The 25,596-nt window shown below is 64.6% G+C and carries 20 protein-coding genes; 13 read left to right on the top strand and 7 right to left on the bottom strand.

Going from position 1 to position 25,596, the window contains the following annotated elements; genetic code table 11:
* Nucleotides 1–236 precede the first annotated feature (236 nt).
* The 6 genes from P3T43_RS16825 (at nt 237) to P3T43_RS16850 (ending at nt 8,119) form a co-directional block, all read left to right on the top strand.
* Nucleotides 237–1,901 carry an ABC transporter substrate-binding protein gene (locus P3T43_RS16825; protein ID WP_429282168.1) on the top strand — a complete coding sequence of 555 codons (1,665 nt, stop codon included), beginning with the start codon at nt 237–239 and terminating at the stop codon, nt 1,899–1,901.
* Nucleotides 1,902–1,926: 25 nt separating this feature from the next.
* Entirely contained in the window at nt 1,927–2,937 is a 1,011-nt protein-coding gene (locus P3T43_RS16830; protein WP_429282169.1) for an ABC transporter permease, read from the top strand.
* Complete coding sequence (locus tag P3T43_RS16835; RefSeq protein ID WP_429282170.1) at nt 2,934–3,797, top strand: ABC transporter permease; 864 nt, start codon at nt 2,934–2,936, stop codon at nt 3,795–3,797. Before P3T43_RS16830 ends, P3T43_RS16835 begins: the two co-directional genes overlap by 4 nt.
* Complete coding sequence (locus tag P3T43_RS16840; RefSeq protein WP_429282171.1) at nt 3,794–5,899, top strand: ABC transporter ATP-binding protein; 2,106 nt, start codon at nt 3,794–3,796, stop codon at nt 5,897–5,899. Before P3T43_RS16835 ends, P3T43_RS16840 begins: the two co-directional genes overlap by 4 nt.
* A 580-nt stretch (nt 5,900–6,479) precedes the next feature.
* Nucleotides 6,480–7,367, top strand: a complete 888-nt coding sequence (locus P3T43_RS16845; RefSeq protein ID WP_429282172.1) for a hypothetical protein — start codon at nt 6,480–6,482, stop codon at nt 7,365–7,367.
* A gap of 260 nt (nt 7,368–7,627) precedes the next feature.
* Nucleotides 7,628–8,119: a hypothetical protein gene (locus tag P3T43_RS16850; RefSeq protein WP_429282173.1), complete on the top strand. Its 492-nt coding sequence runs from the start codon at nt 7,628–7,630 to the stop codon at nt 8,117–8,119.
* Nucleotides 8,120–8,132: 13 nt separating this feature from the next.
* On the opposite strand, the gene P3T43_RS16855 is transcribed toward P3T43_RS16850, so the two are convergent.
* Nucleotides 8,133–8,978, bottom strand: coding sequence for an aldo/keto reductase (locus P3T43_RS16855; protein ID WP_429282174.1), 846 nt, complete (start codon nt 8,976–8,978; stop codon nt 8,133–8,135).
* A gap of 254 nt (nt 8,979–9,232) precedes the next feature.
* Here P3T43_RS16855 and P3T43_RS16860 point away from each other — a divergent pair, with 254 nt between their 5' ends.
* On the top strand, nt 9,233–9,979 hold the full coding sequence (locus P3T43_RS16860; RefSeq protein ID WP_429267882.1) for a GntR family transcriptional regulator: 747 nt from the start codon (nt 9,233–9,235) through the stop codon (nt 9,977–9,979).
* 7 nt (nt 9,980–9,986) lie between these two features.
* Here the strand turns inward: P3T43_RS16860 and P3T43_RS16865 are convergent, their stop codons facing one another.
* Entirely contained in the window at nt 9,987–11,381 is a 1,395-nt protein-coding gene (locus P3T43_RS16865; RefSeq protein ID WP_429282175.1) for a CoA transferase, read from the bottom strand.
* Between the two features lie 138 nt (nt 11,382–11,519).
* Between P3T43_RS16865 and P3T43_RS16870 the strand changes: the two genes are divergently transcribed.
* Nucleotides 11,520–12,764, top strand: a complete 1,245-nt coding sequence (locus P3T43_RS16870) for a citrate/2-methylcitrate synthase (protein ID WP_429282176.1) — start codon at nt 11,520–11,522, stop codon at nt 12,762–12,764.
* Between the two features lie 3 nt (nt 12,765–12,767).
* On the opposite strand, the gene P3T43_RS16875 is transcribed toward P3T43_RS16870, so the two are convergent.
* Nucleotides 12,768–13,106: a DUF2917 domain-containing protein gene (locus P3T43_RS16875; RefSeq protein WP_429282177.1), complete on the bottom strand. Its 339-nt coding sequence runs from the start codon at nt 13,104–13,106 to the stop codon at nt 12,768–12,770.
* 183 nt (nt 13,107–13,289) lie between these two features.
* Between P3T43_RS16875 and P3T43_RS16880 the strand changes: the two genes are divergently transcribed.
* From P3T43_RS16880 to P3T43_RS16890, 3 genes are all read left to right on the top strand, one after another.
* On the top strand, nt 13,290–14,702 hold the full coding sequence (locus P3T43_RS16880; protein ID WP_429282178.1) for a PLP-dependent aminotransferase family protein: 1,413 nt from the start codon (nt 13,290–13,292) through the stop codon (nt 14,700–14,702).
* A 5-nt stretch (nt 14,703–14,707) separates the two neighbouring features.
* Nucleotides 14,708–16,147: a multidrug transporter subunit MdtD gene (mdtD, locus tag P3T43_RS16885; RefSeq protein WP_429282179.1), complete on the top strand. Its 1,440-nt coding sequence runs from the start codon at nt 14,708–14,710 to the stop codon at nt 16,145–16,147.
* A gap of 262 nt (nt 16,148–16,409) precedes the next feature.
* Nucleotides 16,410–17,684, top strand: a complete 1,275-nt coding sequence (locus tag P3T43_RS16890; RefSeq protein WP_429282318.1) for an EAL domain-containing protein — start codon at nt 16,410–16,412, stop codon at nt 17,682–17,684.
* On the opposite strand, the gene P3T43_RS16895 is transcribed toward P3T43_RS16890, so the two are convergent.
* Nucleotides 17,640–18,662, bottom strand: coding sequence for a sigma-70 family RNA polymerase sigma factor (locus tag P3T43_RS16895; RefSeq protein WP_429282180.1), 1,023 nt, complete (start codon nt 18,660–18,662; stop codon nt 17,640–17,642). The genes P3T43_RS16890 and P3T43_RS16895 overlap by 45 nt on opposite strands.
* Nucleotides 18,663–18,902: 240 nt before the next feature.
* Between P3T43_RS16895 and clpP the strand changes: the two genes are divergently transcribed.
* Complete coding sequence (gene clpP / locus P3T43_RS16900; RefSeq protein ID WP_429282181.1) at nt 18,903–19,550, top strand: ATP-dependent Clp endopeptidase proteolytic subunit ClpP; 648 nt, start codon at nt 18,903–18,905, stop codon at nt 19,548–19,550.
* Between the two features lie 76 nt (nt 19,551–19,626).
* Here clpP and P3T43_RS16905 read toward each other — a convergent pair whose 3' ends face one another.
* Entirely contained in the window at nt 19,627–21,138 is a 1,512-nt protein-coding gene (locus P3T43_RS16905) for a purine-cytosine permease family protein (protein WP_429282182.1), read from the bottom strand.
* A 280-nt stretch (nt 21,139–21,418) separates the two neighbouring features.
* Here P3T43_RS16905 and P3T43_RS16910 point away from each other — a divergent pair, with 280 nt between their 5' ends.
* Nucleotides 21,419–22,894, top strand: coding sequence for an NYN domain-containing protein (locus P3T43_RS16910; protein WP_429282183.1), 1,476 nt, complete (start codon nt 21,419–21,421; stop codon nt 22,892–22,894).
* Nucleotides 22,895–23,174: 280 nt separating this feature from the next.
* Here P3T43_RS16910 and sodB read toward each other — a convergent pair whose 3' ends face one another.
* Nucleotides 23,175–23,753, bottom strand: a complete 579-nt coding sequence (gene sodB / locus P3T43_RS16915; RefSeq protein ID WP_429282184.1) for a superoxide dismutase [Fe] — start codon at nt 23,751–23,753, stop codon at nt 23,175–23,177.
* 196 nt (nt 23,754–23,949) lie between these two features.
* The gene (xseA, locus tag P3T43_RS16920) at nt 23,950–25,329 is read right to left on the bottom strand and encodes an exodeoxyribonuclease VII large subunit (protein ID WP_429282185.1); all 1,380 of its coding nucleotides are present in this window, start codon (nt 25,327–25,329) and stop codon (nt 23,950–23,952) included.
* Between the last annotated feature and the right edge of the window lie 267 nt (nt 25,330–25,596).

A 25,596-nucleotide genomic window follows, 5' to 3' on the forward strand; every position in this document is an offset into this window, starting at 1 on the left:
ACGCAGCGGTTCTTCTGCCGCGGCATCGGCAAGTGTTATACGGTACCCGCCAGGCGTTGTCAGCGCGATACAGGTTGCCCCTGTCAAGCGCGCGAGGTCAGCCTGCGGCGGCCGCAAACATTCCGAATCGGTAGGCAATCGCTTACACTGAAACGGCTTTTCGCCATCGCAATACCGTCGCCCCTGCCGCGCGTCAATCACGCGGCACCCATCAGAACGGACTGGATACTCCATCGATGAAGACTCCCGCGGACCGACTCCTCGCGCTCGACACTGCACGCCGCAGCGCCGATCAATACGGCAATCACGCGATCGACGAATTCCTCGCCGGCCGTCTGTCGCGCCGCGAACTGCTGCGCTACGCCAGCGTCATTGGCCTGTCGCTGGCCGGCGGCGGCCTGTTCGCCACGCCGCAAGCACGCGCGCAAGGCACGTCTGGCGCCGCGAACGCGACCATCCGCGTGGCCCATCTGACGCCGGCCGGCGCGATCGACCCGCTCACCGTCACCGACGCCGGCGGCCTCGCGTTGCTGGTGCAGACCGGCGAATTCCTGATCAACGACGACGGCGCGCAACTGGTCCTGAAGCCGGCTCTCGCGCTGTCATGGAAGCCGAACGACAAGGGCGACGTCTGGACCTTCAAGCTGCGCCCGAACGTGAAATTCAGCGACGGCCAGCCGTTCACCGCCAAAGACGTGGTCGCTACCTTCGACCGCCTCGCCGACCCGGCGAGCGGCTCGGCGGCGCTCTCCGTGCTGAAGGGCGTGCTCTCCAAAGGCGGCATTCAGGCCGTGGACGATCACACCGTCGCCTTCCACCTCGACGCGCCGAACGGCAACTTCCCGTACTACGTTTCTTCGGACAATTACAACGCCATCGTGCTGCCCGCGAACTACGCCGGCAATTACGAAAAGAGTTTTATCGGCACCGGTCCCTTCAAGCTCGACAAGTACACGCCGAAGGTCGGCGCGTCGTTCGTACGTAACCCAGACTACTGGGGCGAAAAGGCGCTGCCGCAACGCGTGGAGTTTTCGTTCTACTCCGACGAGCAGGCGCAGATTCTCGCGCTCCAAGGACGTCAGGCCGACGTGATGGGCACGTTCACCGTGCAGGGCGGCGCGGGTCTGATGAACAACCCCGAGTTCAAGACGATCGGCGTGAAATCGAGCGCGCATCGTCAGATTCACATGCGCAACGACGATCCGCTTTTCAAGGACAAGCGCGTGCGCCAGGCGCTGGCGCTGTCACTGGATCGCGACGTGATCGTACGCGGCCTGTTTCGCGGCAAGGCGCAACTCGGCAACGACAGCCCCTTTGCGCCGGTGTTTCCGTCGTCGGATGCGGGCGTGCCGCAACGCAGGGTTGATGTTGCCAAGGCAAAGCAACTGCTCGCGCAAGCCGGTGTCGCCAATGGTTTCGACGTCACGCTCACCACTGAGAAGTACATGGAGATTCCCGATCTCGCAGTGGTCGTGCAGAACGCGGCGAAAGCGATCGGCGTGCGGATCAATCTCAAGGTGGAAAGCCAGTCGCTCTATTACGGCGCGGGCACGCCCGGCAAATCGGACTGGCTCGATTCGCCGCTCGGCATTACCGACTACGGCCATCGTGGCGTGCCGAACGTATTCCTGAATGCGCCGCTGACCAGCAACGGTACGTGGAACGCCGCGCATTTCAAGAATCCTCAGTATGACCAACTGGTTGCGCAGTTCGTCGCGGCGGTGGACATCGGTTCGCAGCGCAAGCTCTCCGGTCAGATCCAGACGCTGCTGCTCGACGAAACGCCGATCATCATTCCGTTCTTCTACGATCAACTGATCGCGATGCGCGCGGGCGTCAACGGAATGCGTTTTACCGCGCTTGCGCAGCTGTATTTCGATAAGGTCACGCTCAGCGCCTGAGCGGAACAGAAGCCACTTCGCCATCATGTCGACCGCGCTCACGCCCGCCCCCTCTCACGTCGCTTCCGGCAACGCGGGAAGGGTCGCGCGTTTTCTCGCGACCCGTCTGACGCTTTCGTTGATCACGCTGTGGCTGTTGTCGGTGATCGTGTTCGCGGGCGGCCAGTTGCTGCCTGGCGACATCGGCCGCTCGATTCTCGGGCCGCTCGCCGATGCGCGCGCGGTGGCCGCACTCAATCATCAGCTCGGCGCGGACCGGCCGCTTCTGACGCAATACGTCGAGTGGATCACGCATTTCGTGCGCGGCGATATGGGGCTGTCCTACGCGTATCGCGAGCCGGTCGGACCATTCATCGGCGATGCGCTCGCCCATTCCGCGAGGCTCGGCCTGCTCGCGTTCATCGTCGTCGTGCCGCTGGGGATTGCGGGCGGCGTGTGGGCCGCGATGCACGCGGGACGCTGGCTCGACCGCACCATCAGCATCGCCGGTTTGTCGGCCACCGTCGTGCCGGAATTCGTCTCGTCGATCGCGCTGATCCTGATCTTCGGCGTGTGGCTGCGCTGGCTGCCGATCGAAGCTACCTACCCGCCGGGCGCCGGCATGCTTGAACAACTGCAGCATCTGATCCTGCCGGTACTGCCGCTCGTGCTGGTGTTCTTCGGCTATATCGCGCGCATGGCGCGGGCCGGCACCGTCGAGGCGCTCGACGCCGATTACACCCGCACCGCCATTCTCAAGGGCTTGCCGCAGCACGTCGTGATCTGGCGGCACGTGTTGCGCAATGCGCTGCTGCCCACCATCACGGTCGCCGCGACGCAGCTCGGCTATATGATCGGCGGCCTCGTCGTGGTGGAGACGCTGTTTCACTATCAGGGCATCGGCTCGCTGATCTACAACGCCGCCAAGGCCAAGGACTTTCCCATGCTCGAAGCCGGCGTGCTGACGATCGGCGTGGTCTATACGGTCGCCAATCTGGTTGCCGACGCCTTGCAGGTGTTGCTCAATCCACGCCTGCGCGTAAGGAGCGGCGAGTGAGCACGATCGTTCCTGCCACGCCGCAAACGCGCGAGCCGCGCTTCGATCAGTTACGCGTGCTGCTGCGCTCGCCGACTTTCGTGGTTGGCGTGGTGATCGTGCTCTGGTGGGTCGTCTGCGCGATCGCCGGACGCTGGATCGCGCCGCTCGACGCGTATGCCTCCGACCCGCTCAATTCGCTGATGCCGCCCGATCACACACACTGGTTCGGCACCGATCAGCTCGGCCGCGATGTGTTCGCGCGCGTCATCGTCGGCGCGCGCGACATCCTTACCATTGCGCCGCTCGCCACCTTGCTCGGCACCCTGGCGGGCACCGCGCTCGGCCTTGTCGTCGGTTATTTCGAAGGCTGGGTCGACAACGTGGTCGGACGTGCGATCGACGCGGTGCTGGCGCTGCCGCTCGTGATCGTCGCGCTGCTCGCGCTGGCCGCGGTGGGCGCGTCGAACTTCACGGTGATCCTCGTGATCGGCATCACCTTCACGCCGATCACAGCGCGCACCGTGCGCGCCGCGGTGTTCGCCGAACGCCATCTCGACTACGTCGCCGCGGCTCAACTGCGCGGCGAACGTGCGCCGTACATCATGTTCGTGGAGATCCTGCCGAACGTCCTGCCGCCCATCATCGTCGAGGCCACCGTGCGCCTCGGTTATGCGATTTTCGCGGTAGCGACGCTCTCGTTTCTCGGCTTCGGCATCCAGCCGCCGTCCGCCGACTGGGGTCTCGCGTTGTCCGAGTCGTACACGCTGATGGCCGGCGGCGCGTGGTGGACCGTCGTCTTCGACGCGGTGGCGATCGCCTCGTTGGTAGTTGGCGTGAACCTGATTGCCGATAGCGTCCAGGGCGTCCTCGACCGATGAACGGCCCGCCAACCGCCTCGTTTCCCGCCTTCGACGTTTCGAAGAGCGACCGCACCGACGCGCTGACGGTGATTGGCCTCACGGTCACGTACCGGATTCGCGGACGCGACCGCGAAGTCCTGCACGACATTTCATTTCGCGTGCGACGAGGCGAAGCGTACGGACTCGTGGGTGAATCCGGTTGCGGCAAGTCGACCATGGCAATGGCGACGCTGCGGTATCTGCCGCGCAACGGCAAGGTCAAGGCGGGCAAGCTCCTGATCGCCGGACAGGACCTGCACGCGCTCGACGCCGACGCGCTGCGCACCCTGCGCGCCACCTCGATCTCGATGGTCTACCAGGACCCTGGGCGCGCACTGAATCCGTCGATGACGATTGCGCGCCAGGTTGCCGAAGCCTTCGAGGCAGCGGGCGCGAATCGCAGCGACGCGCTCACCCGCACGCTGGAAATGCTCAGGCGCGTGCGCATCGCGTCGCCTGAACGGGTGATGGATAGTTATCCCCATCAATTGTCGGGCGGCATGCAGCAACGTGTGGTGATCGCCATGGCGCTCGCTTCCAACCCCGCCCTGCTGATTCTCGACGAGCCCACCACCGGGCTCGACGCCACCGTCGAAGCCGAAGTACTGGACCTCGTCGCGCAACTGCGCAAGGAGCTTGGCACCGCGGTGCTGTTCATCAGCCATAACCTCGCGGTGATCGGACGCATGTGCGAGCGCGTCGGCGTGCTGTATGCCGGCAAGCTGGTCGAAGAAGGCGCCACGCAAGATGTGTTTGCGCGGCCGCGTCATCCGTACACCGTCGGGCTGCTGCGCTGCCTGCCGAGCTCGGGCCGCAGCAAGACCCTTGAGCGGCTCGACACGATTGCGGGTCAATTGCCTGCGCCCGGCTCGGTCACACAAGGCTGCATCTATGCAGACCGCTGCCGGCTGGCCGACGATCGCTGCCGCCGTGAGGCGCCGCCGCCGCATCGGGTCGCGGCTGCTCATGGCGATCAGATGTCGCGCTGTCACTATCACGAACGCGCGCTGCAATTGCCCCGCGCGAATGCCGACGCTCCCAGCCCACGCGCCCATGACGAGGACGCAGCGCAAGTGCAGAGCGTGGCTAACGGCGAACTCGTACTGCGCGCCGAGCGGGTCTCGAAGACGTTTCACGTTGGCGGCGTCGCGCTGAAGGCCGTCGACGACGTCTCGCTCGATCTCGCGACCGGCGAGACGCTGGGACTCGTCGGCGAATCGGGCAGCGGCAAGACGACGCTTGCCAAGCTGATGCTCGGCCTGCTCGCGCCCGACGCCGGCAGCGTCCTCGAACTCGACGGCATGCCTTTGCCGGCACGCGTCACGCGGCGCAACGACGAGCAGGTCAAGTCGCTGCAGATCGTGTTCCAGAACCCTGATTCGGCGCTCAACCGCTCGCACTCGGTGAAGCGTCTGATCGGCCGTGCGCTGTCGCGGCTCACCGCGTTGCGCGGCGCCGCTCAGGACAAACGGCTTGCCGCGCTCACTGCGGCAGTGCGTCTGCCGGATCGTTATCTCGGCGTACGCACGCGGCAATTGTCAGGCGGCCTCAAGCAGCGCGTCGCGATTGCGCGCGCGTTCGCGGGCGAACCGCGCGTGGTGGTCTGCGACGAGCCGACGTCCGCACTCGATGTCTCCGTGCAGGCGTCGATCCTCAACCTGCTCGCCGATCTGCAACGCGAGCGCGGCACGAGCTACGTGTTCATCTCGCACGATCTGCACGTGGTGCGCTATCTGTCCGATCGCATTGCCGTCCTCTACCTGGGACGCCTGCTCGAAATCGGACCGGCCGCAGCCGTCTTCGATGGACCCCATCATCCGTACACCGAAGCATTGTTGTCTTCGGCACCCGCGCTCAATGCCGGCCCGCACGGCGAACGCATCCGCCTGTCCGGCGAACTCCCGAGCGCGGCCGCACCGCCGTCGGGCTGTGTGTTTCAAACGCGCTGCCCGCGCAAGCTCGGTCCGGTTTGCGAACAGCAGGACCCGGCCTTCATCGATGCCGGCGATGGACACCGGATCCGCTGCCACATCCCCATTCAGGAGCTGCGCGCCCTGCAAAGCGTAGCGCGCGACACGTAGCGCGGCAGTAGTGTGGTGTCACGCGACGCATCCGTGCTCGCGTGCGGCGTCAGCAGCACAGCCATTTTCGGCCGCCGATTTAACAATCGATCCGGGCGCGTTTCACGTCCGAAACGTTTTCCGTCAATTCGCCCCACCCCGCGCCACACCCATCACATAGAGTCCACGACTGACGGGCCTCTGCGGGCAATGGCATGGATATCGCTATAGAACGGGCGGTATCCGGCCCGCGATGAACGATCAAGCCGCGTGCGCGAATCGTCGCGCTGAGCTCCATCCAGATGGATCAGCGCAGCGGCACGCCGCGCACGGTCGACATCGCGCGTGGCAAACGAACGGGCAACCGGCGTCTGCCAGACCGCGCGAGGGAGGGGGAATCACTCACACGAGCCGGAGCCGCTAACGATCGGCAGAACGCTGACAGCGTTCCGCGCACATCGCGTGTGTTATGCAGCGGCACGCGGCGCGCAAAGCGAACTCGGGGAGCGAAGAGGCCCGCAACACGACAGGCTATTCGCAGACGACACAGCTTGAGAGACGGCAGCGAGCGAGGAGCTGGCGGCTCCTCGGGAGAGAAGTAATGAAGACCACAAGACTCAATCAGTACTGCTACGGGATTGCCAGAGGAGTTGCTGTATTGGTCGCTGGCACGGGGTTACTTGCATCGCACGCGGCGTTCGCGGACTCGTCCGCGAACGGCGTGCAGCAGGCAGTTGCAGCGGGCGCTCCGTTGCCTGCCAGCGGTGGAGCCGCTACGACTCAACTCGCACAGGACGATCCGTCCGCGACGGGCGAAGCGGCCTATGCAGCCACCATGGCCGATGATGTCGCAACGATCTTCTCGGTTCAGGAGTGTCGTGGCACCCAGTCGGGAAGCTGCAAACAGCCGTCACGCGGCGGTGCAAGTTCGGGCGCCGCAAGTGCGGGGGCGAATGCCGGCGCGGGTAGCTCGGGGCCCAATACCGGCGCAGGGCCGAGCGGTGCTGGAGCCAGCGCTGGCGACGGCCCAAGTGGCAGCAGTAAGGGTGGCGGTAGTGGTCCTTCCGGTGGCGGTCCTTCCGGTAGTGGTCCTTCCGGTGGCGGTCCTTCCGGCGGTGGTCCTTCCGGTGGCGGTCCTTCCGGTGGCGGTCCTTCCGGTGGCGGTCCTTCCGGTGGCGGTCCTTCCGGTGGCGGTCCTTCCGGTGGTGGTCCTTCCGGCGGTGGTCCTTCCGGCGGTGGTCCTTCGGGTGGTGGTCCTTCCGGCGGCGGCCCCGGTCACGGCGGCAACCCCGGTGGAGGCTTCGGCGGCGGGTTTGGCGGTGGCATGGGCAGCGGTTGCGGTTGTGGCAGCGGCCCTGCAGGGGGTTTTGGCGGTGGCTTCGGTGGCGGTCCTGGCGGCTTTGGCGGAGGCTTCGGCAGCGGCGGTCATGGAGGCAAGGGTGGGAGCGGCAATGGCGGTGGCAACGGTGGTGGCGGGAACGGACATTAGATCCCTGGGAACGGCGCCCCCGAGCCGTTCCCGGTCCCCCACGCCGTGCTCCGTCGCGGCAGCCTCTCCCGGCAAGTGCGGGCGGTGGCGTCTCGATCCCCCGGTCGAGCGTCACCGCCGCGGCCGGGACGGAAGGTGACGACATACTCAGCAAGTGCATCCGGAGCGACGCCAGCCGGATGGGGTCCGAAAGCCGCTGGAACCAAACAACGGCCACGCCCTCATACCAGATTCAACGTTCGATATGAGGGCACCCCAACATGCAACCAAACGTCCCCCACACCGCAGCGCGAGCAGCCGCTGGGCTGCTGATGGCAGCAACACTCGGCTTCGCCACGTTGGCCCACGCGCAGACGCCTGACCAACAGGCACAACAGGCGCAGCAAACGCAACAGGCACAACAGGCAGCGCAGCAACAAGCCGCCCCTCCCGTCGATCCATCCTTCTCAGCCTGGTCGCTCATGCAGGTCTGCAGGCAGAAGACCGACAACGTGGCCGAGGGTCAATGCGTCGGTGCAGTGCGCGGCATCATCCGTGGCTATCAATACGGCGTGCTGTTCCTTGGTCAGCGCGCCTCGCTACCGCCCAATGAAACCCAACGCGTGTCCTTGTGTTTGCGTAACGTGCAGGTTTCGTCGATCGTCGACGATTTCATCGGCGACGCAACTCAGGTCAGCGAAGATTCGTTGAAGCGCACGCCCGCCGAAGTCGCCGTACTCGGCTCGGTCCATCTGCACCACGCCTGCACTTGAGCGCGGTCCGCACTCACAGCATTTCGAGCGGCCGCTTGCTGCGCGGCGGCCGGAAGTAAGCATCGATCGCCGCGCGTTCGTCGGCCCCCAGTTGCAAGGCGAGCGCGCGATGATTGTCGTGCACATGCTCGACGCGCCCTGCTTTCGGAATCGCAAACACACCCGGCTGCTCCAGCGCCCACGCCAGCGCCACCTGAAACACCGAGACGCCACGCGCATCGGCGATGTCGTCGAGCGGCGAGCGCTTAGGCAAGCGCGCGTGATCCACCGGGCTATAGGCCATGGTCGGCATATTGCGTGCCGCAAGCCAGGGCAACAGATCGAACTCGGCACCGCGCCGCGCGACGTTATAGAGAATCTGGTTGGTCGCACAGGCGTCGCCGCCCGGCACCGCGATCAACTCTTCCATGTCGTCGGTGTCGAAATTACTGACGCCCCAGTGGCGGATTTTGCCGGCGCGGCGCAACGCCTCGAAGCCTTCGACCGTCTCCGCCAGCGGCACCGAACCACGCCAATGCAATAAATACAGATCGAGCCGGTCGGTCTTCAGGCGTTTCAGGCTCTGCTCGCAAGCCGCCTGCACACCGCGCCGGCTGGCATTGTGCGGATAGACCTTGCTGACGAGAAAAACACGCTCGCGCAGTCCCGCGAGCGCCTCGCCGAGCAGACTTTCGGTCGCGCCGTCGCCGTACATCTCGGCGGTATCGATCAGCGTCATGCCTAGCTCGACGCCCGCACGCAACGCCGCGATTTCGCCGGCGCGGCGCGCGGGCTGCTCGCCCATTTCCCAGGTGCCCTGGCCGAGCTTCGGAATCCGCTCGCCGTCGGGCAAGCTCACAGTGGCGATGGCCGTCGTCATGGTTTCTCCTTGGATTGCTGAGGGTGGATCGAGCGCCGAACGTGCGTAGCCGAACGTGCGTGGCTGATTTTGCGCCGCCGATAGTGGACTCCTAAAGCCAGCAGTCAATCACGCTTCGCCGATCACCCGCTGCCCGCATCGCCTGACGAGTTTATCCGCTCGCGAATTGTCAAATCGCCCCCCAGGCAAAAGCCCGCTATAACACCGCGCGCCAATGTCATAGAATTGCCGCTTGCCCTTCTTGCGTCTGCCACATGAACTCTGCCTCGGAAGACCGCTGGCGCGACCTGCGTCCGGACCCGGAAAACGATACACCGCTTTATCTGCAACTCGCTCGCAAGCTTGGCAACGCGATTCATGAAAACCGCTGGAACGCAGGCGAGGCGCTGCCGTCCGAACGCGTGCTGTCGGACGCGCTCGGCGTTTCGCGGATCACCGCGCGCAAGGCGATCGCCCTGCTCGTCGAACAGGGTTTGATCCGCCGTACCCAGGGCGCGGGCAGCTTTATCACGCCGCGCTACGAAGACCCGCTCTCACGCCTGTCGAGCTTCAGCGAGATGCTGCGGCGGCGCGGCTTCAGTCCAAGTTCGCAATGGATCTCGCGTGAGATCGTGCCGGCCAATCGCGATGAAGTCATTCAACTCGGTTTGTCGCCGGCCGCGGCGGTGACGCGCCTGCGGCGCCTGCGTCTTGCCGACGGCATCGTGATGGCGGTTGAAAATTCCACCTTCCCGGCAGCGGTGATTCCCGATCCGCAGGCAATCGGCGATTCGCTGTACAGCTACCTGGAACAGCGCGGCCTCGGAATCGTGCGCGCATTGCAGCATTTTCGCGCCGTCAACGCGAGCGACGAGATCGCGCAGCAGATGAGCATTGCGCCCAACGAGGCGCTGCTGCTGATCACGCGCGTCGGTTATACCGCCGAGCAACGCGCAATCGAACTGACCGACACCTATTGCCGCAACGACTACTACGATTTCGTCGCGGAGTTGCGCAAGTAGGCCGCGCCTAGTCGATCCACGCGGCGGAGTCGGTGCCAATCGGCACGGGCGGCCGGCCGAAAAACGCCGGCGTCCCGGTGAGACGTTCGGCGGGCAAGGTCCCACGAATCCGGCCGAACGGCGAATCGACGCTCTCCATGCAGTCCTGCACGTCCTCTGACGTGACCTCGGGCCAGCGCCAGCCATCCTCGATCTGCCCCATCGATTGCAGCCAGCGCCCGGTCTGCGCCAGCGATACACGCACATGCCAGCTACCGCCTTCCGTGGCCCGGCGCGCAAGCGCGACCATCGCGCCGAACGCCGCGAGATAGCCGGTGGCGTGATCGAGCGCCTGACACGGCAGATGCTTCGGCTCGTCGCTGTGGGCCGCGCGGCTCTCGGTCCACGCAATGCCGCTCGCGGACTGCACGAGGCTGTCGAAGCCGCGGCGTTGTGCCCACGGCCCGGTATGTCCATACGCAGAAATCGACACATGGACGATTCCCGGCCGCACCTGCGCCAGCGCCTCCGGCGCGAAACCGCGCGCGGCGAGTGCGCCCGGACGGTAGGCTTGCAGGAACACATCGGCGTCATCCACCAGACCGAGTAACGCATCCCGGCCCGCGGCCTCGCGCAGATCGAGCGTGGCCGAGCGCTTGCCGCGGCCGTTGTCGATCACGAGCGGCTCGATGTTCGGCAAATGCGGCCCATTGATCATCAGCACCTGAGCGCCATGCTGCGCGAGCGCGCGCCCGGCTACCGGCCCCGCAATGATGCGCGACAGGTCGAGTACCCTGACCCCGGCCAGCGCCCAGTCGGCACCTCCGCGCCCGGCCGGTTCGGGCGGCGCATCGCCGATCCGCATGATTTCGAAGAGCGGCAGATTGGCAATTGCGTGCGCCTGCTCGTGGGCGGACCACTCGCGCGGTGAGCGGATCAGCGCGGCGCACAGGCCCGCGTCGGCGAGTGTCTGATCGAGCACCGCACCGTCCCAGCCACGGATCGCCTCGGCTACCGCTGCGCGATCGTTGCGGCAACCGAGCACTGTCAGGATGCCCGCCAGGTGATGCGAGAAATTGGTGTGCAACTGAATCCAGCGGCCGTCGCGTGTCGCATAGAAACCCATCACGGGATTGCGCAACGCCGCCGGCGGCCCGTCGTTCACCCGCAGATAGCGCTCGCTGCGAAACGCCACCAGTGCGCGCCGCATCTCCACCTCGACGCGTTGCCGTTGTCCCGTGCGCAGGCGGAAGCATTCGGCGGCGGCGAGCGCCGACGCGGCGATCGTGGCGCTGGCGAGCGTGCCGACGCGATAGATCGAGGGCAGGCCCGGGTCCTCGCCGGTCAGCGAAACGGCGTCGAGCGCGGCGGCGTCGCAACCGGCCGCAGTCCATAGATGATCGAGCGCGAGATGAGGTGTCATGGCAATTCGCAGTAGAGGTGGAGAGAAACTGGCTGTTGTCCTGGCAAGCCAGTCTAAAATTCCGCCCTCTCTCAATCAATCTTGATTAAGATAATCAATATATATTGATTTCTCCGGTTTTCTCGCGCGCTTATATTCATGTCGACCCAACTCACCGCAACCGAAGCCGCCTCCGTGCTCGGCATCACCGTGCCGACGCTCTATGCCTATGTGAGCCGCGGCATGCTGCGTTCGACGCCGGATGCGTACGGCAAGCACCGCCTCTACGACGCCGCGGAAGTGCGACGGCTCGCGCGCCGCAAGGCAGACGGCAAGCGCGCCGGCAAGGTGGCGCAGAAGGTGCTCGACTGGGGCGTGCCGGTGCTCGAGTCGTCCATCACGCTGATCGCCGACGGGCGCCTGCTCTATCGTGGCCACGATGCAGTCGAGCTGGCGCGCTCGGCATCGCTCGAGGAAGTGGCGGCGCTGTTGTGGGAATGCAGCCCGCGGCGCCTGGCTGAGGCGGCGCCGGCGCCGCTCGGCGCGGCGCAATGGTCCGCATGGCTCAAGCTGTGGGGCGACAGCGCCCCGCTCGACCGCGCGCTGGTGCTGCTGCCGGCCGCCGCCGCCCAAATGCCGCGGGTCTGGGCCCAGGGCCGCGACGCGCAACTCGACACGGCCTGCGCGGTGATGCGTTTGCTGGCAGCGGCGCTGATCTCGGCGGCGCCGTCGAACGAGCCGCTGCACCGGCAACTTGCCGCCGCGTGGGGCATCCGCAACCAGAAGCAGATCGGCGTGCTGCGCGCGGCGCTGGTCGCCTGCGCGGACCATGAACTGAATGCGTCGACCTTCACCGTGCGCTGCATTACGTCGACCGGCGCGCATCTGTTCGGTGCCGTGGCCGGCGGTCTCGCGGCACTATCGGGCCCGCGTCACGGCGGCGAGTCAATTCGCGCCGCCGCGATACTCGACGAAGCCGCCCGCGCGCCTGATCTCGACCGCTTCCTGGCAACCCGTCTCAATCCTGGCGAGCATGGCATCTACGGCGCGGTGCTATCCGGCTTCGGGCATCCGTTGTATCCCAATGGCGATCCGCGTGCGCGCGTCTTGCTGGACTTGCTGACGCAAGCCGCGCCGGCGCGCTCGCCGATTGCGGAAGTCCATGCTCTGGCCAACGGGGTGCGTGACACCACCGGCACGGAACCGAATCTGGACTACGCGCTGGCAGCGATCGAACGCGTATTGGGCCTGCCCGCAGGCGCCGCGTTCACGCTGTTCGCGGTCGGCCGGGTGGTGGGCTGGATCGCGCACGCCATGGAACAGAGCGCGGACGGTCGTCTGATCCGGCCGCGCGCACGCTACATTGGGGATTACGAAACGCCACCGTCCCTGCCTGTCCGATAAGCGTCAGATAGTCTGCAGCCAACGCGGCACCAGGCTGCGGGCCGAACGCGGCGCAGTGTTCGCGGCAGGGCGGACCTGGGCGGCGTACGTGGGATGTGTGGGATGCGTGGCGGTCGCGAATGCCAGTGCGAGCCTGGCACCGCCCGGCCCTGCACTCACCCACGCCCGCTCGCCGCCATGCAGTTCGAAGGTTTCGCCCGCGGACAACCAGTAATCGCGCAGGTCGCCCTGCACGGTCAGCCAGACCTCGCCCGCCATCACCTGCAACGTCAGCGCCTGCGTGATACGCCAGGCGGTTGCGGGTTCGCCATGATCGAGTTCGAAAGTACGGATTTCACGCATCGCATTGCTCCTTGAACGACTTTTCTGGATGACTGATTATTGCCGTGCGATCATGGAAGTCCCATGCACAGTTACGAACAGTTTGCGCGAAACTGTGCAGTTGAAAAACCTGACAGTTGCTCGCACTGCGATTCATGGCTATGGTTCACAGGCGCGCTTACCGGCTTTTAGGCATCACACCTCATGAAGCTCGACATCGAACTCAACCGCGAAAACGGCGTCCCGTTGACTGAGCAGATCGTCACCGGCGTCACTGCGTGGATCCGCTCGCGCGCCGCCCATCCGGGCGCCAAGCTGCCATCGATCCGCCAGTTTTCCGCCGACTACGGCGTGAGCCGCTTTCCGGTGATCGAGGCGTACGACCGCCTGGTCTCGCTCGGTTACCTCGATTCACGCCACGGCTCGGGGTTTTTCGTCGCCGAGCGGCTGCGTGGTCTCAACGGCGCCCAAGGCACCTCGGACCCGCGCCGGGCCGAAGAAGAAGCGGTCCATATCCTGCAGCAGTTCAACCATCCTGGTGAAACGCTCAAGCTCGGCAGCGGCTTCATCCCGGAAGCATGGCGCGACATGGATGGACTCGGCCAGGCGATCCGCCACGTGTCGCGGATCGATCCGACCAGTCTCGTCGACTACACGACGCCGTTCGGCAACCCGCTCCTGCGCGAGCATCTGCAGAGCCGCCTCGGACAACTCGGCATTGGCGCCGACACCTCTCAGATCCTGATCACCAACGGCGCGAGCCAGGGGCTCGATCTGCTGATGCGCTACATGCTCAAAGCCGGCGACACGATGTTTGTCGAAGATCCCGGCTACTACAACCTGTTCGGTCTCCTGAAATTGCACGGCGTAAAGCTGGTCGGCATTCCACGCACCCGCAACGGGCCGGATCTCGAAGTGCTGCAGGCGCAATTGCGTCTGCATCGGCCGAAGCTGTTCTTCATCAACACGCTGTTTCACAACCCGACCGGCACGAGCGTTTCGCCGCCCGTTGCGTTCCGGCTGCTGCAACTGGCCCGTGAACACCAGTTCAAGATCATCGAAGACGACATCTATGCCGACTTCCAGACCGAAGTCACCGATCGCCTCGCGACCCTCGACCAGCTCGAACACGTGATTTATGTGGGCGGTTTGTCGAAGACGCTGTCGTCGTCGTTGCGGATCGGCGTGGTGGTCGCCGACCACGCGACCATCAAGGATCTCGCCGACATCAAGATGCTGACGAGCATCGGCGGTTCACGCTTTGCCGAAGCGGTAGCCGTCGCCATGCTCGAACGCGGCACTTACCGTAAGTACCTCGAACGGTTGCGCCGGCGCATGCGCGAGGCCCTCGGCGCGACCGTGCAGGCGCTTGAAGCGAGCGGCTGGGAAGTGTTCGAAACGCCACTCGGCGGCAAGTTCGTGTGGGCGCGCGTGCCGCACGTGGAGGACTCGGCGCGGCTGGTCGAATGCGGCATACCGCTTGGCGTCACCGTCGCGCCGGGCAGCTATTTCCGCCCGAACGCGGAGATCAGCCCGTGGATCCGCATCAACGTCGCGTATACCGGCGACCCGCGGGCGAAGGCATTCTTCGACGCGGCAGCGAAGCTCGCACCGTGAAAGTCATGTCCAATCCGCCGCCCACCACCGTCCAGCCCACCGCACGCTCGCTCACCGTGATGCTGTGGATCGTCGCCACCGGCTTTTTCATGCAGACGCTCGACTCCACCATCGTCAATACGGCCCTGCCGGCCATGGCGACGAGTCTCGGCGAGCTGCCGCTGCAAATGCAGTCGGTGGTGATCGCCTACTCGCTGACGATGGCGGTGATGATTCCGGTGTCCGGCTGGCTCGCGGACAAGCTCGGCACGCGCAAGGTGTTCTTCAGCGCGATCCTCGTGTTCACCATCGGTTCGCTGTTCTGCGCCAACGCGCACACGCTGACCCAGCTGGTGCTGTATCGCGTGATGCAAGGCGTGGGCGGCGCGATGCTGCTGCCGGTCGGACGCCTCGCCGTGCTGCGGACCTTCCCCGCCGAACGCTATCTGCCGGCTCTCGCGTTCGTCGCCATTCCCGGTCTGATCGGCCCGCTGATCGGCCCGACGCTCGGCGGCTGGCTCGTCAAGATCGCCTCGTGGCACTGGATCTTTCTGATTAACGTGCCGGTCGGCATCATCGGCTGCGTGGCGACTTTCATCTTCATGCAGGACAGCCGCAACCCCGACACGCCGAGGTTCGACATCAAGGGCTATATCCTGCTGGTGGTGGGCATGGTGGCGATCTCGTTCGCGCTCGACGGCCGCACGGAGCTCGGCATCCAGCAAGCCACCGTGCTGGTGCTGCTGATTCTGAGTCTGGCCTGCTTCGTCGCCTACGCACTGCACGCGGTGCGCGAGCCGCACCCGCTGTTCCCGCTCGATCTGTTCAGGATCAACACCTTCAGCGTCGGCCTGCTCGGCAATCTGTTCGCGCGTATCGGCAGCGGCGCGATGCCGTACCTGATTCCGCTGCTGCTGCAGGTGAGCCTCGGCTACAGCGCCTTCGAAGCCGGTCTGATGATGCTGCCGGTGGCCGCCGCCGGCATGAGCTCCAAACGGCTTGCGACCCGCCTGATCACGCAATATGGCTATCGCCGCGTGCTCGTGACCAACACGGTGCTGGTCGGCCTCGCCATGGCGAGCTTCTCGCTGACAAGCGCCGGCCAGCCGCTCTGGCTGCGGCTCGTGCAGCTCGCGTTCTTCGGCGGCGTAAATTCGATGCAGTTCACCGCCATGAACACGCTCACCCTGAAGGATCTCGGCACCGGCGGGGCCAGCAGCGGCAACAGCCTGTTTTCGCTGGTGCAAATGCTCTCGATGAGCCTCGGCGTCACCGTCGCGGGTGCCTTGCTGACGACCTTCACCGGGCTGATCCACAAGGTCACCGAAGCGAACTCGCTGCCCGCCTTCCATGCGACGTTCCTGTGCGTCGGCATCATCACGTCCTGCTCGTCGTGGATCTTCGCGCAACTGTCCGCGGACATCCGCAGCACGGCGAAGAAAACCGATCCGTCCGAACGGACCTGAAACCTGACACATGAAGCCGGTATAAGTCGCCGCAGCAGCCGTTCCGGCACCGCTGCGCAATGGCTCGCCCGACCCGCAACAGGGCGCGCGGCGCACCAAGGCTGTGCGCGGCGTAGCCGCAGCGCGTATCCCGGCGCACAATGAGCGGTTGACAACGTGCGCAGCGCATTTCCGGCGTGCGCACGGTTCTTGCTCGTCTATCCTGTAAACTTGCGCGTAATGCGTGCCCGCCAGGCCGCCACTCCTCACTCGACTGACCATGATGAGCATGATCGAACTCGATCCTCCCGGCTTCCAGTCCCCGCGCCCAATGGCCGGCGACGAAGGCTCCCGGCGCACCGTCCTGTACGGCGGCTACACGGTGTTCAGCGTGTTCCAGCCCGTGTTTTCGGTGTCGCACCGGCGCGCGATCGGTTATCACGCCTCGCTGCGCGCCCGTGACGAACATGTGCTGCAAGTGCCGTCGCATGAAGTATTCACCCAGGCCGCGCGGCGCGGCGATCTACTGGAGCTTGGCCGGCTTGCGGAATCGCTGCATCTGGGCAACTTCAACGCGTTCGACAGCCACGACGAATGGCTTTTTCTGAGCCTGCATCCCGCCGCGCTGATGGACACCAGCTACGGTGACGCGCTGCTGGCCGGGCTGAAGGCGTTGGGCCTGCCACCGCAACGGGTGGTGCTGGAGGTGTCGGAGCAGGCAGGCGGCGAAACCACGCGCTTTGCGGAGATCGTCGACGCGCTGCGTAAATCGGGCTTCCTGATCGCGTTGGACGGGTTCGGCGCCAAACATTCGAACATCGACCGGGTCTGGAATCTGCGGCCCGATATCGTCACGCTCGACCGCTGCATTCTGGCGCAGGCGAGCGAACATTCGCATATCGAACGCGTGCTGCCTGGGCTCGTCTCGCTGCTGCACGAGTCCGGGCAACTGGTGTTGATGGGCGGCCTGTCGACCGAGCGCGACGCGCTGATCGCACTCGAATGCAACGTGGACTTCGTGCAGGGTGCGTATTTCGCCGGACCGAGCGTGGATCCGGTGAAGCCGCAGGCCGCCGCCGGTTTGATGGATGCGCTGTCGGCCGCGTTGCGCGAGCGCGTGGCTGCGCGCGAACGGGCCCAAGCCACCCGGCTCGCGCCGTATGTGAAGGCGCTCGAGACGGCAAGCGCGCAACTCGTGGCGGGCGAATCGGTGGCGCACGCCACCGCGCCGCTCCTCGCACTCGGCGAAACCGCACGCTGCTTCGTGCTGGACGGCTCCGGCCGGCAGATCGGCGACAACGTACTACCGCCCGGACGCGCATCGCAACGCGCCAAGCGGTTTCGTCCGCTGCTGCATTCGGAAGGCGCAAGTTGGGAGCGTCGGCCGTATTTCATCGGCGCGATGCGCACGCCCGGTCAGGTGCATGTGACGCCGCCCTATCTGTCGATCAACGAAGCGCACCTGTGCGTGACCGCATCGATCGCCGCGCAGACACCGCAAGGCATGCACGTGCTATGCGTCGATATCAACTGGGAAGTCGCCGCACATCGCAACTGAGGTGCGTGGCTCGCGCCCTATGCTGGTGTCGCGGCCACGCAGCGCGTGCAGCAGACGCACTACGGCAGACAAGCCAAAGCGCTGCCGTGCGGCCCGCAGATGCGCGCCATGCGTGACGATACGCAGCGACACGATCCGGCCGCCGCTCGTCGATATATCGAGCAGCGCGGCGATTTCCCCCTCCTGCAGCAAAGCGATGCCCAGCACGCCGTCGATCGATAGCACTTCGGCGTGCGTGACTCTGCTGGCGAACATGGCGTGGGTGGCATGCGTCGGCGCGCCCACCATCGACGTCACCGTGTCCACCCAGTCCGCCGCTGCCACGACCGGTTCGTTCAACCGCAGCGGCGCATCGCTGACAACTTCCGGCGCGTCGCTGAAGAGTCGCAGCAGGCCGGCTCGATCCTGTGTCTCCAGCGCCGCGCGCAGACGCTCCACGAGTCGCGCATGCGCCGCCGGATCCGTCCGCTGCAACGGCGCGCCTTCGCGCCGCAAACGCGTTTTCGCGCGATGCACGATCTGGCGGCAAGCGGCGGGCGAGCGTTCGAGAATTCGTCCAATCTCCGCATAGTCGCAATCGAAGGCCTCGTGCAACACGAAGGCGGCCCGCTCATCGGGCTTCAAACGCTCGAGCAGCAGCATCAGTCCGTACGACATTTCCGCCGAGCGCAGCGCCAGTTCTTCCGCCGACGGCACCAGTTCGTCGACCCAGGGCTCCGGCAACCAGCCCGCGGCGCGCGCAGTGTGCTCGCGTTGCAGATGACGCAGCCGGTCGATTGCGAGCCGCGTCGTGATGGTGGTCAGCCACGCCACCGGCGTACGTAGCTCGCGGGTATCGGCGAGATCCCATTTGAGCCAGACATCCTGCACCACGTCTTCGGCTTCCGCGCGGCTGCCCAACATGCGGTACGCGAGCGCAATGAGCCGCGCGCGGGCGGCCTCGAAAGCCGATGCCTTGTCGATTCCCTGTTCCGTCATTCGCGATGCTCCCAGAAACGTGAAGAATGCCGCGCCTGCCGTGTTCGGGACAGGCGCCGCAACCTGCATCCTCTGTTCGTTGACGTTTGAACAACGTCCGGCGTGACAGCCTCTCGCAAATATTTCTCTGTCACACCGGGGCACGCGTCTTCGTCATACGGGCAGACACTTTGCGACCGCAACGACCGCAACGATGGCCGCGGGTGGTGGTCCGTTCATCCAACAGCAAACGAGGCGCGCATGCATTCCCTTTACCCTTCCTTTTCCGGTCTCGGCCTCGTGCCCACCGTCATCGAACAGTCCGGACGCGGCGAGCGCGCCTACGACATCTATTCGCGGCTGCTGCGCGAGCGCATCGTGTTTCTGGTGGGCCCGGTGAACGAGCAGTCGGCGAGCCTGATCGTTGCGCAGTTACTGTTTCTCGAGTCCGAGAATCCCGACAAGGATATTTCTTTTTATATTAACTCGCCGGGCGGCTCGGTCTACGACGGTCTCGCCATCTACGACACCATGCAGTTCATCAAGCCGGAAGTGTCGACGCTCTGCACGGGATTCGCCGCCAGCATGGGGACGTTTTTGTTGACCGCAGGCCAGCACGGCAAGCGCTACGCGTTACCGAATGCGCGGATCATGATTCATCAGCCCTCGGGCGGCAGCCAAGGCACCGCCGCCGATGTCGAAATCCAGGCACGCGAGGTTCTGTACCAGCGCGAGCGCCTCAACGCGATGATGGCGCAACATACCGGGCGCAGCATCGAGCAGGTCGTGAAGGACACCGACCGCGACAACTTCATGTCGGCGGCCGACGCAAGGACGTACGGCCTGATCGACGATGTGCTGCTGACACGCGACGCGGCAACTGTTGCAGCGAATCGCAATACGATGTGAGCTGGCGGCCACAAACGCGGTCGCGTTTGCAGAGAGCGCGTCGTGCGCCGTCACCACGACGGCGCACTTGCATCGCTTAACGCTCGCCTTGCACGCGCTGTGCAATCGCCGCGAAGTCGCTTTCCTTCATACTCCGAATGATTTTCTCTTCGGCCCGCAGATCGAGCGAGCGGCTCAGCAGCCAGTACACGCCACCCGAGACGATCAGCCCAACCAGCCACGCGATATCCACCCCGCCCAGCAGCCGCGCAAAGTAGCCTACGAACACCTCTTTCTGCGCTTCGGCGTCGTACACGAAGAAGAACGGAATCATCGCGGCGAACCCGATGACATAGGCCCCAATGCCGCGCATCTGCCACGCCCCGTAGATGCCCTTCGGCGTAAAGAAATGCGGAATCGCGTAACGACCTTTGCGCACGAAGAAGTAGTCGACCAGATTGACCGCCGTCCAGGGCACGAGGAAATACAGCATCAACACGAGGAACGTGTTGAGCAGCGCGATGCCGTTGCCCTTGATCGCCAGCACGCAAATCAGCACGACCGCGCTGATGGCCACGATGGACAGGATCCGCGCGCCGCGCGTCGGTTTGACCTTGCGGATCGAATCGACGCCGGTCAGCAGCGTCAACATGGCGCTATACGTGTTGAGCGCGATGATCGGCAGGAAGCCCGCTACCGACACCATCACAATCACGTGGCCGAGACCCGGCAGCATCGACGACCCCACCTGATTCAGCGCCACCAGTGCGTCCTCGGCCTTCAGTTGCTGCGCGAGCCATGCGCCGAGGCCGATCATCCACGTGCCGGAGAGCGACGCGCCGAGAAAGATGGCGGTGATCAGCTTGCGGCGACTGGTGTGCTTAGGCAGATAACGGGAATAGTCCGACACGTACGGTGCATACGAGATGTTGTAGCTGGCGCCGATGGCAAACTGCGTCGCAAAGGCAATCCAGTTGAAGCCCAGCGCCGGCGCCGCCGGCGCTGCTGCCGCTGCAGCCGGTACGCTGTGACCAGCGCCGAACATCAGTGCCAGCGTCACCAGCGCATAGAGCGGCAGGGTTGCAATCAGCGCCCACTTGAATGCCTTGTGCATCAGATCGTGCCCGTAGATCGACAGCAGCGCGCCGGCGGCGATCGCCACCACGGCGGCCAGCGTGGTATTCAGGCCGAACACGTGCTTGAGGCCGTCGGTAATCAGCGAGACGTTGACGACGTTAAAGCCCACGAATACGAACAGCGTGGCGAGCAAGGCGAGAATCACGCCGCGATAGCCGAACTGCGCGCGCGACTGGATCATCTGCGGCAGTCCCATCTCCGGTCCCTGCGAACCGTGAAAGGCCATGAAGATCGTGCCGAACATGATCCCCAGCGCGCCGGCCAACGTCGTCCAACCGGCCGACAGCCCCATGCCCGGGCCCACGAAGCCGATCGAAATCGTGAAGAAATGGAAATTGCCAAGGAACCAGAACGGTCCCTGACTGCCGAGGCGCGCATGCCGCTCCGTCTCGGGAATGTAGTCGATCGACCGGCTCTCGACCTCGATGCCCGCGCCGCCTCCCGCGAGGTTGATCGCTTCTGGTTGATTCATGTGAACCTGTCTCCTGCTTGTCCCGGCTGTTCAATCGCACCGCCGACCTGTCGCGCAAGGCGAGGTCTGCAAGCGTACTTAGTCCTGCTTGTATGGATGACGCCGAATTCTTCCAATGCGGCGACAGGCGTAGTTGTAAGCGGTCAAAAGTCAGAAATGAATAGCGAATTGGGCACGTTTACTTTGATACACGACGATGTATTGGAGGAAGAAAACCGCAGGAGTCGCTATCATGGTCGCGATCCGTCGGGTTTGACGGATGGCCTCATTGGAGAAACACATGGCGTCAGCCAACGAAACCATCAGCATGGCGCTGTTCTGCGATTTCGAAAACGTCGCCCTTGGCGTACGCGATGCGAAGTTCGAGAAATTCGACATCAAGCTGGTCCTGGAGCGCCTGCTGCTCAAGGGCAGCATCGTCGTCAAGAAAGCGTACTGCGACTGGGAACGCTACAAGAGCTTCAAAGGCACGATGCATGAGGCCAACTTCGAGTTGATCGAAATCCCGCACGTGCGTCAGTCCGGCAAGAACTCGGCGGACATCCGCCTCGTCGTCGACGCGCTCGACCTCTGCTATACCAAATCGCACGTCAACACCTTCGTCATCATTAGCGGCGATTCCGACTTTTCGCCACTGGTTTCGAAGCTGCGCGAAAACGCCAAACAGGTGATTGGCGTCGGCGTGCAGCAATCTACCTCAGACCTCCTGATTGCGAACTGCGACGAATTCATTTTCTACGACGATCTGGTGCGCGAAAGTCAGCGGACCGTCGTGAAGCGCGAGACCACACGTCCGGCGCAGCAGCCGGCGGCCGCCGCCAAACGCGCAGCAAATGAAGAAAAGCGCCCTAGGGAAGACCTCGAATCGCGCCGCACCAAAGCTGTGGAAATCGCCGTCGAGACCTTCGATGCGCTTGCATCGGAGCGCGGCGACAGCGGCAAGATCTGGGCCTCGGTGCTGAAAAACGCCATCAAGCGGCGCAAGCCCGACTTCAACGAAACGTATTATGGCTTTCGCGCGTTCGGCAATCTGCTCGAGGAGGCGCAAGCGCGCGGGCTGCTCGAATTCGGTCGCGACGAAAAATCGGGCGCGTATGTGTATCGCAGTACTGCGGCGGTTGCTACGACTGTCAGCGAGTCCGTAAGCGAGGTGACCGAGCAAGCCGAGGATAGCGCAGTCGCGGAACCGGCCGCAGCGGCAGAAGCGGGCCAGAAGAGCGACGCGCGCCGTCGCGGTCGCGGCAATCGCAAGACCGGACGGGAACTGCCAGCCGAGCCGGCGCGCGCAGAAGCTGTGGCTAGCCACGACACGCCAGCAACGCTGGCCAATGAGCCGGAGATGTTCGCCGACGAGCCGGATGTGCAGCGCAATTACGGCGGCCGGTCGCCCTTCGCGTACGAAGAGCCGGTTGAGGAGCAGGTTGGGGACCTGGAGCAGGAGGCGCCCGAACCGGCGATGTTCACGTTCGGCCCGGAACCGGTCGCCGAGGTCGACATCGAGCCGGCCAGCAATCAGCCGATCCAGGAAACCGCAGAGAAGCGCCGCACGGGACGTGGCGGCCGCAAGCCTGCAGCCAAGAAAACCAGGAAAGCAGCCGCACCGGCGGTCGAAGCGGCGCCCGCCAGCGAAGCGCCACAGGAAGCACCCGCTCAACCTGCAGCCGCTGATAAACCCGCTGCCCGTAAGACGGCGCGCAAGTCAGCCACGCGCAGCCGTCGACCGAAGAAAACCACGGCGACGTCGGACGCGGAATAAGCGGACGCCACCGGCGCTGCGCGGTGAATGCAGGCGATTCCCCGTGGCGTCGGCATTTGATTTGGTATCCGAATGATTTTCGCTGTTGCCGAGGTCCCGGATAAACGCGTCAGTCATTCCGTACCACGTCACATGAGAGGCCAGTCCGCCGCGCCAGAAAAACAGAAAGCCCTCGCGATGGAGGGCTTTCGTTGTTACTACCGGTCGCAAACCTCGCGACAACGGCGCAGCGGAATACGGAACATTACCGCTGTTCGCTCACACCGCGCCGCCTGAAACCTTACGCGAAATTCTTCTCAGCAAAGTCCCAGTTCACGATGTTCCAGTAGGCTTCGACGAACTTCGGACGTGCATTGCGATAGTCGATATAGTACGCGTGTTCCCACACGTCGATCGTCAGCAGTGCTTTCGCGTCCGTGGTCAGCGGCGTAGCAGCGTTGCTGGTCGACACGAGGTCCAGCGAGCCGTCTGCCTTCTTCACGAGCCATGCCCAGCCCGAGCCGAACGTGCCGACTGCGGTCTTGGCGAACTCTTCCTTGAATTTGTCGTAGGAGCCCCACTTCGCGTTGATCGCGTCGGCGAGTGCGCCCTTCGGTGCGCCGCCACCTTGCGGCGACAGGCTGTTCCAGAAGAACGTGTGGTTCCACACTTGAGCCGCATTGTTGAACAAGCCGCCCGATGCCTTCTTGACGATCTCTTCGAGCGACAGGTTCTCGTACTCCGTGCCCTTGATCAGATTGTTCAGGTTAGTCACATAGGTCTGGTGGTGCTTGCCGTAGTGAAACTCGAGCGTCTCTTCCGACATGTTCGGAGCAAGGGCGTTCTTTGCAAACGGTAGCGGCGGGAGCGTATGTTCCATGGTGCTTTCCTTCTATCTGTTTGTGGGGGGTCAGTCTGAGGACGACGCTGTAGAGCACTCGATTGTAGGCGAGTTGGAATAACCCCGCAAACCCGCGGACTTTATGTCAGGCATGCTGGAAAGCGCCGCTCAAAGGGCGTAATTAGTGCTGGCGCAACGCCCTTGTCACGGTCAAATGTACGGCTTGCCATCAGCGCTAAAAACCGTCCGCGAGACGTGCCTGCACATCGGCCAACGTGATATCCGCAGCGCCTTCGGCAAGATGCACGGTCAACCGCCGTCCGGGTTTCAGCGAGGCCGGTGCACGCACGGCGCGGCCGTTGCCGGCGTCGAGCAACGCGGCATAGCCGCGCTCCAGCGTGCGTTGCGGACTCAGTACCTCGAGCCGCGCGGCGAGCGTCGTCACGCGTGCGCTCTGGCGCTCATGCTGGCGCAGCACGGCAGCGTCCAGGCGCTCGGCCAACGTCTGCAAGCCCGCACGATGGGCGGCGAGATCAGGACGCCAGCGCTGCCAGCGCATCTGCAGCAGCGCAAACCGCGCTTGGGCGTCGCGCACCGGACGCGCGCCCGCAGAGGCGAGACGCACGCTCAATTGCTGCAGATGGGTGTGTTGCCGCGCGAGCCGCTCGGCCGGCGAGACGAGCCGGCGCGCGAGCCAGTCGAGTTGTTGCGCGCGCCGCTCCATCATGCGACCGAAGCCGCGTGCCAGCGTCGCATGACGGTGATCGAGATCGCGCAACAGCAGCACGCGTTGCGGACTGACGAGTTCGGCTGCGCCGGTCGGGGTGGGAGCGCGCACGTCGGCGGCGAAATCGGCAATCGTGAAATCGGTTTCGTGACCGACACCGCTCACCACCGGCACCCGGCTTTCCGCAATCGCGCGAGCCAGCACTTCTTCGTTGAACGCCCACAGGTCTTCGATCGACCCTCCGCCGCGACACACGATCAGCACGTCGATCTCACGCCGTGCGTTAGCCGTCTCGACCATCGCCGCGAGTTTCGCGCTCACGCCCGCGCCCTGCACCGGCGCCGGATAGACGATCACGGGAATATGCGGGGCACGCCGTTGCAGCGTGGTCAGCACGTCGCGCAACGCCGCGGCCTGCAGCGACGTGACGATGCCGATCGAGCGCGGATGAGCCGGCAACGGCCGTTTGCGCTCGGGGGCAAAAAGCCCCTCCGCTTCGAGCTGGGCTTTCAGTTTCAGGAACGCTTCGTAAAGTCTCCCTTGGCCCGTGCGGCGCACGGCCTCGACATTGAGCTGCAACTCGCCGCGCGGCTCGTACATCGTGACGAGCGCGCGCACTTCGATGCGGTCGCCTTCGCGCGGCGTGAACTCGGCGTGCTGGGCGCGGCCGCGGAACATGACGCAGCGCATCTGCGCCTGCGCGTCCTTGATCGAAAAATACCAGTGACCGCTCGCGGCGCGCGTGAAGTTCGACACTTCGCCCGCCACCCAGACGAGCGGAAAGGAACGTTCGAGCATCGTGCCGATCGCACGGTTGAGTGCCGACACCGGCACGACGACGTCGCCGCCCGACGTGGCAGAGGACGAAAAAGGACTTTCGGAGTTCATGCGAGGAATAGGGGTGACAGGCCGGACAGACGATAGACCGAGCGGCCATCCACGTCCAGCACGTCGTAGGAATTGTCAAAAGTGTCCACATGCCAGGAGAATCTTTCGAAGTGCTGTCAAAGCCAGTGCCAAACCCAATAACATCGAATCAAGCTATTGATTTATATGGATTTTATATCTCATTAATACCGATGAACGCCGACAAGACCCGCGCAGAATGGCCCTCCCCGCCTCGTCGATGCCGGGTTCTCCACAAAGTTATCCACA

Origin of the sequence: Paraburkholderia sp. GAS41, assembly GCF_050436545.1 — a bacterium.
GTDB lineage: Bacteria > Pseudomonadota > Gammaproteobacteria > Burkholderiales > Burkholderiaceae > Paraburkholderia.

Bases quoted from the DNA above. Each gene is read 5' to 3' on its own strand.
- P3T43_RS16865 (WP_429282175.1), bottom strand. From the start codon at position 11,381: ATGACACCTCATCTCGCGCTCGATCATCTATGGACTGCGGCCGGTTGC.
- P3T43_RS16840 (WP_429282171.1), top strand. From the start codon at position 3,794: ATGAACGGCCCGCCAACCGCCTCGTTTCCCGCCTTCGACGTTTCGAAG.
- P3T43_RS16880 (WP_429282178.1), top strand. From the start codon at position 13,290: ATGAAGCTCGACATCGAACTCAACCGCGAAAACGGCGTCCCGTTGACT.
- P3T43_RS16855 (WP_429282174.1), bottom strand. From the start codon at position 8,978: ATGACGACGGCCATCGCCACTGTGAGCTTGCCCGACGGCGAGCGGATT.
- P3T43_RS16890 (WP_429282318.1), top strand. From the start codon at position 16,410: ATGAGCATGATCGAACTCGATCCTCCCGGCTTCCAGTCCCCGCGCCCA.
- P3T43_RS16870 (WP_429282176.1), top strand. From the start codon at position 11,520: ATGTCGACCCAACTCACCGCAACCGAAGCCGCCTCCGTGCTCGGCATC.
- mdtD (WP_429282179.1), top strand. From the start codon at position 14,708: ATGTCCAATCCGCCGCCCACCACCGTCCAGCCCACCGCACGCTCGCTC.
- sodB (WP_429282184.1), bottom strand. From the start codon at position 23,753: ATGGAACATACGCTCCCGCCGCTACCGTTTGCAAAGAACGCCCTTGCT.
- clpP (WP_429282181.1), top strand. From the start codon at position 18,903: ATGCATTCCCTTTACCCTTCCTTTTCCGGTCTCGGCCTCGTGCCCACC.
- P3T43_RS16875 (WP_429282177.1), bottom strand. From the start codon at position 13,106: ATGCGTGAAATCCGTACTTTCGAACTCGATCATGGCGAACCCGCAACC.
- P3T43_RS16850 (WP_429282173.1), top strand. From the start codon at position 7,628: ATGCAACCAAACGTCCCCCACACCGCAGCGCGAGCAGCCGCTGGGCTG.
- P3T43_RS16860 (WP_429267882.1), top strand. From the start codon at position 9,233: ATGAACTCTGCCTCGGAAGACCGCTGGCGCGACCTGCGTCCGGACCCG.
- xseA (WP_429282185.1), bottom strand. From the start codon at position 25,329: ATGAACTCCGAAAGTCCTTTTTCGTCCTCTGCCACGTCGGGCGGCGAC.
- P3T43_RS16845 (WP_429282172.1), top strand. From the start codon at position 6,480: ATGAAGACCACAAGACTCAATCAGTACTGCTACGGGATTGCCAGAGGA.
- P3T43_RS16905 (WP_429282182.1), bottom strand. From the start codon at position 21,138: ATGAATCAACCAGAAGCGATCAACCTCGCGGGAGGCGGCGCGGGCATC.
- P3T43_RS16830 (WP_429282169.1), top strand. From the start codon at position 1,927: ATGTCGACCGCGCTCACGCCCGCCCCCTCTCACGTCGCTTCCGGCAAC.
- P3T43_RS16895 (WP_429282180.1), bottom strand. From the start codon at position 18,662: ATGACGGAACAGGGAATCGACAAGGCATCGGCTTTCGAGGCCGCCCGC.
- P3T43_RS16825 (WP_429282168.1), top strand. From the start codon at position 237: ATGAAGACTCCCGCGGACCGACTCCTCGCGCTCGACACTGCACGCCGC.
- P3T43_RS16910 (WP_429282183.1), top strand. From the start codon at position 21,419: ATGGCGTCAGCCAACGAAACCATCAGCATGGCGCTGTTCTGCGATTTC.